Origin of the sequence: Zhouia amylolytica (assembly GCF_900116365.1) — a bacterium.
In the GTDB taxonomy this organism is placed as follows: domain Bacteria; phylum Bacteroidota; class Bacteroidia; order Flavobacteriales; family Flavobacteriaceae; genus Zhouia; species Zhouia amylolytica.
Genome location: NZ_FPAG01000008.1, coordinates 194,688 through 208,866, shown reverse-complemented (window position 1 = coordinate 208,866; position 14,179 = coordinate 194,688). Strand labels below are relative to the sequence as shown.

12 protein-coding genes are annotated in these 14,179 nt (G+C 35.2%); 1 reads left to right on the top strand and 11 read right to left on the bottom strand.

Annotated features, from left to right (window positions below; genetic code table 11):
- Nucleotides 1-2 precede the first annotated feature (2 nt).
- Nucleotides 3-1,670 carry a sodium:solute symporter gene (locus BM361_RS14295; RefSeq protein WP_074979727.1) on the top strand — a complete coding sequence of 556 codons (1,668 nt, stop codon included), beginning with the start codon at nucleotides 3-5 and terminating at the stop codon, nucleotides 1,668-1,670.
- 65 nt (nucleotides 1,671-1,735) lie between these two features.
- Here the strand turns inward: BM361_RS14295 and BM361_RS14290 are convergent, their stop codons facing one another.
- The 11 genes from BM361_RS14290 to BM361_RS14235 form a co-directional block, all read right to left on the bottom strand.
- Nucleotides 1,736-2,791, bottom strand: a complete 1,056-nt coding sequence (locus BM361_RS14290; protein WP_074979726.1) for a sialidase family protein — start codon at nucleotides 2,789-2,791, stop codon at nucleotides 1,736-1,738.
- 95 nt (nucleotides 2,792-2,886) lie between these two features.
- Entirely contained in the window at nucleotides 2,887-3,027 is a 141-nt protein-coding gene (locus tag BM361_RS14285; RefSeq protein ID WP_082436070.1) for a helix-turn-helix domain-containing protein, read from the bottom strand.
- A gap of 184 nt (nucleotides 3,028-3,211) precedes the next feature.
- On the bottom strand, nucleotides 3,212-3,577 hold the full coding sequence (locus BM361_RS14280; protein WP_038262024.1) for a hypothetical protein: 366 nt from the start codon (nucleotides 3,575-3,577) through the stop codon (nucleotides 3,212-3,214).
- Between the two features lie 6 nt (nucleotides 3,578-3,583).
- Nucleotides 3,584-4,003, bottom strand: a complete 420-nt coding sequence (locus BM361_RS14275) for a GreA/GreB family elongation factor (protein ID WP_038262262.1) — start codon at nucleotides 4,001-4,003, stop codon at nucleotides 3,584-3,586.
- 17 nt (nucleotides 4,004-4,020) lie between these two features.
- On the bottom strand, nucleotides 4,021-5,295 hold the full coding sequence (locus tag BM361_RS14270; RefSeq protein ID WP_038262259.1) for a Glu/Leu/Phe/Val family dehydrogenase: 1,275 nt from the start codon (nucleotides 5,293-5,295) through the stop codon (nucleotides 4,021-4,023).
- A 336-nt stretch (nucleotides 5,296-5,631) separates the two neighbouring features.
- Nucleotides 5,632-6,957: a sigma-54-dependent transcriptional regulator gene (locus BM361_RS14265; RefSeq protein ID WP_074979724.1), complete on the bottom strand. Its 1,326-nt coding sequence runs from the start codon at nucleotides 6,955-6,957 to the stop codon at nucleotides 5,632-5,634.
- Entirely contained in the window at nucleotides 6,954-8,048 is a 1,095-nt protein-coding gene (locus tag BM361_RS14260; protein ID WP_074979723.1) for a sensor histidine kinase, read from the bottom strand. Before BM361_RS14260 ends, BM361_RS14265 begins: the two co-directional genes overlap by 4 nt.
- Nucleotides 8,049-8,137: 89 nt before the next feature.
- A complete protein-coding gene (locus BM361_RS14255; RefSeq protein WP_074979721.1) occupies nucleotides 8,138-11,791 on the bottom strand; it encodes a metallophosphoesterase in 3,654 nt (1,217 codons plus the stop codon).
- A gap of 517 nt (nucleotides 11,792-12,308) precedes the next feature.
- Nucleotides 12,309-13,124, bottom strand: a complete 816-nt coding sequence (locus BM361_RS14245; protein WP_074979717.1) for a mechanosensitive ion channel family protein — start codon at nucleotides 13,122-13,124, stop codon at nucleotides 12,309-12,311.
- Between the two features lie 21 nt (nucleotides 13,125-13,145).
- Nucleotides 13,146-13,328: a hypothetical protein gene (locus tag BM361_RS14240; protein ID WP_074979715.1), complete on the bottom strand. Its 183-nt coding sequence runs from the start codon at nucleotides 13,326-13,328 to the stop codon at nucleotides 13,146-13,148.
- Between the two features lie 2 nt (nucleotides 13,329-13,330).
- Nucleotides 13,331-13,903, bottom strand: a complete 573-nt coding sequence (locus BM361_RS14235) for an RNA polymerase sigma factor (RefSeq protein WP_275126004.1) — start codon at nucleotides 13,901-13,903, stop codon at nucleotides 13,331-13,333.
- Nucleotides 13,904-14,179 lie beyond the last annotated feature (276 nt).

Genomic DNA, 14,179 nt, shown 5'->3' with positions numbered 1-14,179 from the left:
ATATGCAATCATACTTAGAAACCGCTGACTGGATAGTTTTAGGAATTTACCTATTAGCACTAATTGGCGTTGCTGTTTGGGTAGTTTTACAAAAAAATAAGAATACCGAAGATTACTTTTTAGCGGGAAGAAATGTTGGCTGGTTTGTAATAGGCGCCTCCATTTTTGCTTCGAATATAGGATCCGAACATGTAGTAGGTTTGGCAGGTACAGGTTTTGAGTCCGGAATGCCTATGGCGCATTATGAATTACACGCCTGGATTGTACTCTTATTAGGATGGTTATTTCTTCCATTTTACATTCGAAGTGGTGCCTTTACTATGCCCGAATTTCTCGAGAAAAGATTTGATAGCCGTTCCAGATGGTTCCTGTCTGTCTTTTCCTTGGTGGCCTATGTACTTACGAAAGTATCAATCACTATTTATGCAGGTGGTATTGTAGTTTCAGAGTTATTAAGCATACCTTTTTGGTATGGTGCCATTGGTATTGTGATATTTACAGGTCTTTATACTGTAATTGGAGGAATGAAAGCTGTTATATACACCGAAACATTGCAAACCATTGTCCTGATCTTAGGTTCATGTATTATAACTTATTTGGGACTTCAGGAAGTTGGTGGATGGAGTCAGCTAACAGAAACGGTTAGAATTAATAGTCCTGAACATTTTAACATGTGGCGACCAATGAGCGACCCCGATTTCCCATGGACCGGATTACTTTTCGGAGGCACCATAGTGGGGATTTGGTACTGGTGTACAGATCAGTATATTGTACAACGAACCCTGGCTGCACATAACTTAAAGGTAGGACGCAGAGGGGCTATATTTGGAGCCTATCTTAAGCTTTTACCTATATTTATTTTTCTCATTCCGGGCATCATTGCATTTGCACTATCAATCCAAAACCCGGAAATTTTTGGTTTAGAAAAAGCAGATCGAGCATTCCCGATGCTGGTCACCAAATTGCTGCCTGTTGGGTTAAAAGGCCTTGTAGCCGGTGGATTAATGGCTGCACTTATGAGTTCATTAGCTTCCGTATTTAACTCGTGCTCTACTATTTTTACAATTGATATCTATAAAAAACTTCATCCGGGAAAAAGTGAACGTCAACTACTCTCCATTGGTAAAATTGCAACAGCAATTATAGTACTATTGGGTATTATATGGATTCCTATTATGCAAAAAATAGGTGGTGGAGTTATGTATCAATACCTGCAAAATGTACAGTCGTATATTGCCCCGCCGGTAACAGCAGTATTTCTGTTGGGTATTACATGGAAAAGAGTGAATTCTAAAGCTGCAATAACCACTCTTATGGTAGGATTGTTTCTCTTAATACTTCGTTTGGGGTCAGAGATTTATTTTCAACAAGATATTTTACAATTCAAAAGCACGGGATCTCATTCCGCCTCTGGAATATTATATGGCTTTGCATCGATAAACTTTGCACACATGGCCATTTTTATGTTTATATTTTCTGTTATCCTATGTATTTCAATCACACTGCTCACAAACCAACCTAACTACCAATTAATTAAAGGATTATCTTTCGGAACACTTTCACTCGAGGATAAAAAAATCACGAAATCAAGTTATGGCACTATCGATATAATACTATCCATAATTCTCGTAATAATAGTGATTTCAATTCTTTCATATTTTACAGGCTAGAGGAAGGTATCAATTAACTAAATATTATAAAGGCCTCTTGAACTTATAGAGGCCTTTTCAATAAATTATTCCTTCTGGGAATTTAAATTTAATACCACATGTTTGATTTTGGTTCTGTTATGAGTATAAGTTATAAATACATTACCATTGTTCATCTGAATTATAGCAGGATAACTATACTCCCCATCCTCTTTCTCCTCTAGGGTATAAATATTTTGCCAGACATCACCATCTTTTGAATAGGCTAATTTTAATTCATTCCTGCCTTCCCACCAGTCTTTACCGCTAACCATAGGATTGTATACTAATAAGTGACATCCATTTTTCAGGGTTACCGCATCAATTCCAGAGTTAGGATTTGCTACAGTGGTCTTTTTAAGATGAGACCAGGATTCACCTCCATCGAAACTTTCACTTTCCAAAAGTACATTTTGATCACTGCGGATTAAAGCTTTAATACTACCTTCATTCAATTTTAATAATGTTGGCTGAATTGCCCTGAAGTCAGACTTCTGATCTACCAATACCTTCTCCCAATGATAGCCCCCATCTTTAGAAATTTCCATATGTACCTTCCAAACAGCTCCATCTTCAGTACTCGATGGACTTACTATAGTCCCATTTTCAAATTGGAATGGCTTATTCTTAATTGGTCCCAAAATACCCTTAGGAAGTTTTTTGCTTTCCGTCCATGTTTTTCCTTCGTCCTGCGATGTTTTATACATTCCCCACCAATCACTAGGAGATGGCCCTACTTTATAAAACAAAAATAAAACGCCGGATTTGTTTTTAAATAAAACCGGATTCCATGTCGGATATCGATGGGTATCATCTACAAGGCCATCAGCTACTTTTACTGGTTTTGTCCAGGTTGACCCATCGAAGACAGCGGTATAAATACTAACATCTACATGCCTCTCGTGGGTACCACCAAACCATGCGGCCATAATTGTACCGTTTTTAAGCTCAACAACGGTAGAGGAATGACATTGGGGAATTGGAAAATTATTATAAATAAATCCCTCTTTTAAAATTTTTACTTCCGGTAGTATCTCAATCTCTTGTGCCTGAAAAAATTGAGAAAAAGCAATAAATAATAGTGATAATAAGTGTTTGTTCATCCTCGAATATAAACATTCACGGAATATTTACGGCATCCACTGATGTAAAATAACAAATATCAGTTGCTGTATTAAACAATCAATATAAAACCCTATTACCCATAAGTAACAATCCAATGGTATAAAGTTTTTTTATCGATGTCAAATTTCTTGGCGATAGCCTGAATACTTTTACCATCTTTATTTTCCTTAACCATTGCTAATATTTCATCCATAGTATATGGTTCCTTTTTCATAGAAGACTAATTTCTTGGTTTGGTTTGGTTCATGTAATTTGTAAAAAAATACCGGGGCCCTGTAATTGAATATGAAGAGATAGTATACCCAATAAACTACTGATTTATAGAACTTTTTAAAAAAGACCCCGGCTTGATGGTAATTCAAAACAACTTTAGTCACTAACCTAAAACTAACTCTCGCCTAGAGATTACCAATTACTTTATTTTTTAATCGTTTATACTTATCGACAGTTTCATGATATTTTTCTCTTATCGACTCGTGATGTTCTTTATAAAAAACATCACAATCCACATCCTGACACTCCTTCTGCCCTTCCAGAGTAAAACGATAGTTATATAAAGCACTTATATCGCTTCTGTTTTCCTCCAAATAGGCATCAAAAGAATATTCCAGGGCATGCTCAACAAGATATTGTTGTGCAATGTCTTTTAAAGTCATTAGTTCTTTAGCTATAAATTCTAAATGCTCAATCCAATTAGAGACTTCAGTATAATCTTTTCTAATCCTATCTATTTCAAAAGAGTCCTCTGTATTTAAAATATTCATTGTCTTTTATAAAATAATATTTGCATCAATAAATCCTGAAGGCTGCTTAACTTCCGTGATAGTAATTTGCTTTGACCCACCTGGAAATTCCCAATCAATGATGTCTCCTTTAGCATATCCAATTACTGCGGCTCCCATAGGCGTTAAAATCGATACTTTATTGGTTTTAAAATCACCATCACTCGGCATTACAAGGGTAAATTGCTTTTGCCAACCATCAGTTGAGGCAACAGTGATTACTGAATTAAAACGAATAACATCCTCTGGCATAAATTCCTCGCTGTAAACTAAAGCGGTTGTTAGTTCCTGCTTTAATCTGTATATAGATTTACCACGAGCATCTTCTTGACCATAACCTGCCGTATTTAAAAGACGTTTCAGAATTACAAACTCCTTTTTTTCTATAACAATACCCTCATATTTCATAGCTACTTTTTTATATATCATGGAAATATACCACGTTGAATATAGGCTCTTTCAATTCGCTCAATCGCAATGCTAAATGCAGCATTACGCATACTAATATTTCTTTCTTGAGAAGTATCCCATACATTTTCAAAAACCGTTCTTAATTTCTTTTCTAGCTTCTCAAGAACCTCATCTAACAACCATAACTCGCCATTCCTGTTTTGCAACCATTCAAAATAACTGGCAATAACACCTCCTGAATTACAAAGAACATCCGGTATGATCTGAACCCCTCTTGCTAAGAGCATTTGCTCTCCTTCATAATTAGTTGGTCCGTTAGCTCCTTCAGCTATTAGATAGGCCTTGATTTTATCAGCATTCTCATCAGTAATTTGATTTCCCAGTGCAGCTGGTATACAGATATCAGCACTAATTTCAAAAAACTGATCCTGAAGCAAAGTAGAGGCTTTTGTATAACCCTTAATCATCCCGTCATTACTTTTGGAATAATTCAATAAATCCTCAACATCTATACCCTCTTCATTAGAAATAGTAGCATAAGCATCCTGCACACCTACTAAATGTGCTCCCTCCTTTTCTAAAAAATAAGCTGCCCAGTATCCAACATTTCCAAATCCCTGAACAATAAATTTTTTCCCGCTAAGGTTTAGGTTATTCTTTTCCGCCCAGAATTTTATATTTAAAAACACACCGTATCCTGTTGCCCTGTCTCTTCCTTCCAAACCTCCTGAACCAACTGGTTTACCCGTTACTACATGTTGATTTTTAGATCTTTCCGACGGCGCTTTAGTAGACATATACGTATCAGCTATCCATGCCATAGTTTGCTGATTGGTATTAACATCAGGTGCAGGTATATCGTGCTCAGGTCCTATATTTTCCCCTAAAGCATAGGTAAACCTTCTGGTAATTCGCTCCAGTTCAGCTTGTGAATATTTTGACGGATCTATTTGAATCCCCCCCTTAGCACCACCATAAGGCAATCCGGCCAATGAAGTTTTCCAAGTCATCCACATGGCTAAGGCCTTTGCTGCATCGATATCTACCGTTGGATGATACCTTAGCCCTCCTTTATATGGACCTAAAGCATTATTATGCTGTACCCTGTATCCTGTAAATATCTCAACATCTCCATTATCCATTTTCACTGGAAAACGTATAATTAATTCATTATTAGAAATACTTAGAATCTTTCTAATATTCGGATTTAAATTGATCTGATCTGCGGCAGTATTGAATTGCTGAATAACATTCTCAAACATGCCTTTCTTTTTCTCTTTTGTAACCATTTCAATAATTCTTTTATTCAATTTGTTTTAAGTAGTATGTGTCTAATTGTTCTCGACTTCTGAATTAAATTCACTACATGACCAAATCATTCCTTTCCCTTGAATAAACACACAATCAGAAAAGTTGGTACAGGTAGCACAAATGTTAATTTGATTTTGCATGGCCTTTAAAAATTATTTCTATGTATAAGGCAAGCTATATGCCATAAAGAATAAAACTCAGTCACAACAAAATTCAAACAACTGAAAAACAGATGTTTGAGTGTTATTTTATTTTTAGGAAAGAATCTTGTTGTGGGGATAATTTCCCCAGGTGGGGAGATTTCCCCCTATAAACTATTGTATTTTTTGTCGTAGTGTTTTACGATCTATTTGAAGAATTTCAGCGGCTTTGGTCTTATTATTATCGACTGCAGCCAAGACTCTTAAAATATATTCCTTTTCCATTTCTCTTAAAGGCAACCATCCTTCTTGTGAAAAGTTAATTTTATATTTAAGATGATCCGGAAGATCCATTACCTCAATTGTTTTATCACACATAATAATAGCTCTCTGAACAACATTCTCCAGTTCGCGTATATTACCAGGCCAATCATATCTTTCCAGAACTTCCAGCGCAGCTTTTGATATTGGTGTAATTCGGTCTTTATACTCCGGACCATATTTTTTAATAAATCTATCCACCAATAAGGAAATATCAGACTTACGCTCCCTTAAGGGTGGTACATTAATTTGTACCACTGATAAACGATAGTATAGGTCCTCTCTAAATTCATTTTTTGCAATTAATTCCTTCAAATCACTATTAGTAGCGGCAATAATGCGCAAATCAACTTTCTCTACCTTTTGTGATCCTATTCTGGTAATTTCTTTCTCTTGAAGTGCTCTTAAGAGTCTCGATTGAACAGCTAAAGAAGCATTACCTATTTCATCCAAAAATATAGTTCCATGATTTGCAGCCTGAAAAAAACCTTGCCTGTTCTCATCAGCACCGGTAAAAGCTCCCTTTACATAACCGAACAACTCTGATTCCAACAAATTTTCAGGAATAGCCCCACAGTTTACAGCAATAAATGGTGCGCGGGAAAACTTACCGGAGTAATGAATGGCTCTTGCTACGAGCTCCTTACCGGTACCACTTTCACCATTAATAAAAATTGTAGCTTTGTTGTCCTTAACACGATCGATGATTTCAAAAACTTCTTTAATTTCCGAGGATTCACCGATGAGCTCCCCATAATTCGAACTCGAACTAAAATCTCTGGGCTTACTGCTAGTTTTTATCTTTTTACTGCCTTTAAATGATTTTAAGACAGCTTGCTTTAATTCTTCATGTGTAAATGGTTTTACCAGATAATCTATAGCTCCTGATTTAATAACATTCAAAGCATCATTTACAGATGGATAACCTGAAACTACTAATATTGGAATTAACGGATAATTTTCGGCAACATACTTAACTAATTCATGTCCGTCTATTCCGGGCATCTTTAAGTCTGTAATGAGTAAATCAATATCCGTTTCCCGCAATATGGCTACTGCCTCTTTCACAGAAATAGCATTATAGGTATGATAATGAAGCGACTGTAAATGTCTTTGCAACATTTCAAGTATATTTACATCATCATCAACGATAAGTATATTTTCTCTCTGTAAACTCATGAATTACTTTTTGGGAAATCAACCACAAAAATAGTTCCTTTTGGATGATTCTTCCGATATGTAATAGAACCTTGGTGACTTTTTATTATTCCATGAACAACGCTTAGACCTAAACCCGATCCTTCACCTACCGGCTTCGTCGTGTAAAATGGATCAAATATTTTTTCCGCATCAGCAATTATACCCGGCCCTTCATCGCTAATAAGTAGTTGAATATTTTCTGGATACTCTTCCAGGGTTATTTTTATAAACCCTTGCTTGGGAGAAAAATAAATGGCATTGAGAACAAGGTTAAAAATAACCTGGGTCAATTGAATCGTATCAACCTTCAAATAGATACGATCATTATTGTGATCGAATTGATGTCGAATTTCTTTTTTGGCAAAAACAGGCTTCAAAAGCTCAATGGCTTCTTCAATAACCGGAACGATATTTACCTCATCTTTTTGCTGTGGCATTTCGCAGGCAAAAAACATGAGCTTTTTTACAACCTCCCGAGAAAAAATTGCACTATTGATTATCTTGTCCAGATCAGAGATCAAGGCTGGTTCATTTTGTATTCTGTTTTTCAAAAGCTCTGAATACCCTAATATGTTTGCTAAAGGTGTATTGAGCTCATGAGCAATTCCAGCGGTAATTTCTCCTAAAATACTTAACCGATCATTTCGCTCGATCTGTCGCTGAATCTTTTGCTCATTTTCTTTGATTTGTTTTCGCTCAAGAACATTGCCAATCTCAATACCTATATTCTGAAGCAAAAGGGCCTCTTCAGGAAGAAAATCTGCCAAAGTGTACAACTCCGACGGATAGAAAACGGTAATGGCTCCTTCAACTTTATTAAAAACCTTTATTGGCATTTGTTGGAAAACACTCGAACTACTAAATAGTTCAGTTTTTACCTGATAGTCTCCAGTTTTTATTTCTACACTGGTATCCTCAGGATACCTCCAGGCTTTCTTTACACAAAATGCTATAGATACAAGAGAAGACTCAATATCATTATAATTAGCATTTGCCACGATCGATGTTACCTCATATAAACAGGTAAGTTCTTTAATCCGTTCTTTTAATTTTTCCTCCGTTGAAGTCATAAAACAAGTAGGGTATACTGTTAGACAAAGATACGCCCTTAATTTAACCAAAAAACATTAAGATCGTAATCAGATGCTGTGATCATCAATTAGAATCCAAATCCTAATGAAAAGGCAATTCGCATTCCATCCGAAGAATCAAATACACCCAAATTGGCCGTAATCATTTCTGTTGCATTCATGAAAAAACCGCCCCCATAAGAATTATGCCATTTACTTGATTCATCATCTTTCAACCAAATTCGTCCATAATCAAACGAACCATAAATACCCACACGTACAGGCACTAAAGCTGTTTTCACCTGACTAAAACTATATCTTAGATCTGTATTTTGATAAACGGAATTTTTACCAGTAAATCGTTGATTCCGATACCCTCTTAAACCATCTGTTCCTCCTATCGAAGCTGCCTGATAAAATTCGTAATCATCTCCTAATATGAAATGTCCTTTCATTCGGGTTCCTAAAACCAGTTTTCCTGAATGTTCTACCTTTTGAACCAATACCAAATCAGGAATCAAATACCCAAAACCACGATCGTTCATATCAAGGTTCTTTTTATAACCTGCTTCCAAATGAAACTTAATTCCATTGGTAGGATATGCCCTGTTGTCATAATTAATAAAATCATATTGGGCATGCACCCCTGCATACTGTACTTCGTCAAATAAGTAGACGGGTAATACATTGATTTCAGAAATAAATCGATTCTCAGTATCATCTACCTCAATAGATTCATAATTAATCCCTAATGTTACCTTAGAACCGCGTTCTGAATTCCATATAAGTTGTGGCATTAGACGAAATGTTCGAGTTTTAACCCGATTATAATCAAGCCCGAGTTCATCGTCAGGGTTTCCGGTTTCATTACCAAAACCAAAAAAGTTAAGAGTAAAATTCGGACTGTTAAATTGGGCTTTAATACCCAAATTAAATTCACCCAATACATGAGCAAACTCTCCGGAATAATTAAGCTCATATCCATTGGTAGCAAAATAATAAGCTGCATTAAATCTATGTTGCGAAGTAAATGGGTTTCGCTCAAACCCAAAGGTAGTATAGGTGTCAACGAACCCTAATTTTAAACCATCATCAGGATTAGCCCCCAATAAGGGAACAATCTGATTCGTATTTGCTTTAAGCTTCTTGTAATTATAAACATTAGTCTCATAATCATCCGTTAAAATCACCTTAGCTTTGGTAGCATTATCGAGATTGTTTTTTTTTGATTTGTAATCATAAATTACAATTTTCCTCCCTTCTTCAACCATATAATCATCATTATTCTGCCCACCAATCAACCGTATGGTTATATGCCGGTTCTTTCCCTTTACGACAAAAGTGTCATCATCATCTAATCCATAAATCCATAATTCTTTAGTTTGTCCAGGATCATATTCCTTATGATGAAATCGATCTTTGATAGTATCATCTTTCTTTCTAAATATGGAAACGGCCACATTACCATTGTCCAGAGCGGATATCTCTATATAATCATCTTTATTGGTACCCGTAATAACTCCATACTTACTAATTAACTTATAATAACGGTTGGCTATTTTCTGCAAATTAGCCCTTCGTTGCCTGAGCAATTCTTTAATTTCAAGTACCGTCTCATCTTGAACCTCTGAAGGCATAAAGGCCATGGCTTCTTCAATAACCTCATCAGTAACATTCTCTTCTATAAACCTTACCTGAGCATCCCATACTTCTTTACCAATATCTGTTAAAAACGCCATGTCCAAAGGATAAGGTTCCATATTAACTCCTTTTACATCTTTAAGATCCGGACTATACTTGCGTAATAATCGTGCAGCTGGAATTAAATTTACTCCAACCCCTAACATAAGTCCATCCGACATTTTAGAAAAGGCCTGATCCCGGTCTCGTGGCAGTGGTCTGTAGACCTTTTTACCAGCTTCCTTAAACTCCATCCACCTCCATTGATCATGGTGTCTGTCCCAGTCTCCAATCAACATATCAAATAATCGGGCTCTTATGTAATTAGTCTGATCAATCACAACATCTTCATCCGAATGTATCTCTTTAATCACATCAAGAGTACTGATTATGTCTCCTGTGAAATTTCCTTCAGCCAAATGTAAATGCCCCTCCGAAGCATGTTCCTCCAAAAGATAAAGCTCATTCCCAAATTCAGAATTAAAGTTCCCCAAGGCCGGTTGTTTTGGCACATAAAACAACTGTGGATTAAGATGATAAACACCAGCAGCATCAGACAAAGTTGCTATGGTAAGCGGGGCATAAGGATGTGAACCTGTAAAAACATACTCAATTAGCTTTTGCGTTTCTGTATGTTCATATTGCCCCTTCAAATAATTATCACTGAACACCGCCGCCTGAATATATTGGGTTGCACTTTTTCGAACAGCCCTCATGACGAATCGCTTTCCTTCAGAATCTTCGAAATGTAATGATTTAGATTGTGTCCCGCCCCCTTTCCTTGTTGGTTTCAATCCACCATATAAAGTATCTAACAATACTGTTTTAGCCTTAACCGGGGTACTAAAATATTTACTGTATCTGTCACCCCAGAAAAATTTATATAATTTAGATTTCGAAGTCTCTTCCTTACTATATACTTCTGAAATAACAGAATCCTGATACTGTTGTGGAAAATCAAAAGTAGAGGCTTTTGTTGATTCCTTAATTTGTCTTTCAAATACTATAGAATTTGTACTACCGTCAATAAACCTTAGATCTATTGAGCCATTCTTGTACATGGTCATCATAGCGTAACCATGGGCAGGATACCCAAAATCTTGATTATTTCGCTTCCTTACCGGAGTACTTTTAGAACCCGATCCACTGACAACCTGTTTTAAATTATCAGAAGCGATGTATTGTAAACTATGTTCATGTCCTGAAAGAAAAATCACATTCTCATTGTGTTGTGCCGCAGTAATTAATTTTTTACGCAAGTCATTGTAAAAACGGTTAGACATATCAGCATTCACAACTCCTGTGGTGGTTCTCAACACATTCTTTAAGGTTCCTAAAATAGGAATTGGCTTTAAATGGTCATTAAAAGAATAACTTCCTCCATGAGGTCCATTACTATACATGGGATGATGAATAGCTACTAATGTAGTCTTACCACGTGCCTTCTTAATTTCACTCGTAAATTCATCTAAAAAATGATCTCGTGTCTTTATTTCACATTCATCATTAATGGTAGGATGCCGATCCCAGTTAGTGATATACCAGTGAGAATCGACAATTAACAGTACTGTTTTATCATCGATATTCACCTTTTCGATGGGACAACCATTCTCTGGTAAAAAAGAATCTTTTCCTAATGCATCCTCTACATACTTTTCTTGTCTTTTTAACCCCTTAACACCACTATACCAATCATGGTTTCCAGGAATAAAGTACACACTGCCGGGAAATTTTTTTGCTGCATCAGTTTGAAGCTTCAAGGCCAATTCCGCTTGATCTCTTTCTGGATTATCATCTCCAGGAAGTCCATCCGGATAAATGTTATCACCTAAAAATATCAAAAAATCCTCCTTAGATGCCGATGCAAATCGCTCTGTCATCGCTAGTAATGCTTCAGGTTCTTTCCCGTTTTTAGGATAACCCGCATCGCCTATAAGATAAAAGGTATGGGCTATTTCATCATAATGATCAACATGATTATTAGAATCCTTTTCAGCGTTAATCTTATAAGTGGCGCATGATGATAGGATAAAAAGTACCAATACAATTAAAAAACGTCCCATAAAAAAATGTTTAACCAACCTTAAAAAATTAGAAGTTCCCAATGTCAGAAATACGAATACTTTTAACAAGAGAGTACCTTATTTTATATAAAGTTACATCAAAAAAAGAAAGTAGCGGAAATTTCGTAAAAACTGTAATTGAATGGCTCATAAAAAATAAGGCCCAACAAACGCTGGGCCTTAAACCAAATAAACCAAACTACATAGTTATAAAACCATGTACTCTTAAATATTATAAATACGAAGTAAAATCTTTTTGTTTTATGATATCAATACTTTGCATATTCAAATATCTCTCTTTTAGTCTTCTATAATCAATAACGCTTTTTATGCTAAAAACAATCAAAATAATAAGTCCTGTTATTTGTAGTAATGATACTATTAATAAGATTGCGTTTTCCAAGGGCTTTAGTTTTTTTAATTCTCTTATATCTATTAAGACACAAAAAAGTAGAATTGGTCACATTGTTATAAACTTTATTCTAACAAATTCCTCAACACACAATGAATAAACATATTAACCTTCTAAAATCTCCACTTTCTTACTGGCAACCTGTTTAATTGGGTATACTGTTTTTTGATTATTGCTCATCAACACCAAACAAATATTATCAATGGCTATAATTTCACCCTCGACATTATCTATCTTTATTCGCTGACCAATTTGAAAGTTCTTTCTTGAGTAAAAGCCAAGCAAAAGCCTAAGAATAACATCTCTCGATCCCAGTCCCAAAGCTAAAGTGAAGGCCAACAAAAAAGCACCCATAATTAAAAACATGTTATTAGTAATAACACTCGTATCGATTCCAGCCTGACTCAAAGACATGATTGCAACAATCACAAATAAAATATAAAAAACAATCTGACTTATGGCTTTTGAACCATTCAAATCAAATGCCTTAATAAGACTTGCCAGGGCATTTCGGAGGAGTCCGGCTCCATAAATTCCTAAAACAAATATTAGAATGGCACTAAAGAATTTTGGAAGATAGGCTATTAATTTTCCGATCTCATTTGATATCATTGTTAATCCAAGCATGTCAGCCCCAATAATTACAAAAACCAAAATTAAAAACCATTTAGCAAAGAATAGAATTACTTTGGTTGGCTCTAATTTTATCGTTGATAATAGAATGGGATTATTTTCGTAAAACTTTTTAGCCAAATCATCTATACGCGTTAATTTCAATGACTTTTTAATCACAAACAATATCATTTTCAATGCAAGCCAGCCAACAATAATTAGTACAATCCCACCTATTAACTTGGGGGTAACTTCATAAATACTCTCTAACAAATTCTCTAATAATCTTAAATCAATGGTAGTTTTCATTATCTAACAGGTTTTACTGGATTAATTATTTTTATTTCTTCTGGCAATCATTAATAGTTCTTCCAAAGACTCTGGATATTTAACAGCAAATAAATCGGCCATGTCTAGAGTCAACTTAATCATGGCAACATCGCTCATTACCTTATCCTTAATTACTTCAGGTAATTTCTCGTTATGTATTACTTTCTTAAAAGGATTTTCCATAACTAAAGATTTTTATAGATTTCAATCAATCGGCTCTTGGCCCTACTCAAACGCATCTTAACTGCACTCTCTCCAATATCTAATGATTCTTTTATTTCTTTAATACTAAAATCATCCTGATATTTCATCAACAATATCATTTTGGCATCAGGGTCTATTAACTTTAGAGCCTTCTCCAACTTATCCGATTTAAGATCAAATATATCTTCATCACTAATCTCAACAGACTCGCCGGAAAAGTACCCCATCTCTTCTGAGCTTATAAATTTCTCTTTACGTTTCTTGAGTTCCCTTTGTACATAGTTGACACAAAAATTATATGTAAATGAATACAGCCAGGTGGAAAATTTAGATTTACCCTTAAAAGTTCTCAACTTAACGAATAAGTGTACAAAGACATCATGAGTGAGATCTTGGGCTTCCTCAGTTGATTTTGAAAAACTCAGGCATTTGTTATATACAACATCAGCATAACGATCGTAAAGTACAGCAAATAAATGTGTGTTATTCGTTTTAACAATGCGGCCTACAAGATCTTCATCCGTTAAATTCTTATCAATTTTTGCTTGTTCCAAACTTATGGATTATTAACATAGTGCTATCACTATATTTTGACACATAAGATTTAATTAAGTCACTTTAAGAAAAATATTATTTGGGTAGGGTATGAACGATTAGTCCAAGATATCTAAAATTCCTTTCATTTAATTTTTAAGTATTGAAGCGTCTAAAAGCAGTAGGCTGCTTAATCCCTGAATTGGCATTTGGAAAAACACATGCTTATCTATTTAATAACAAATTTTCATAAAACTATCATAAATTTAATAGTAATACTATTATTGATAAGACTA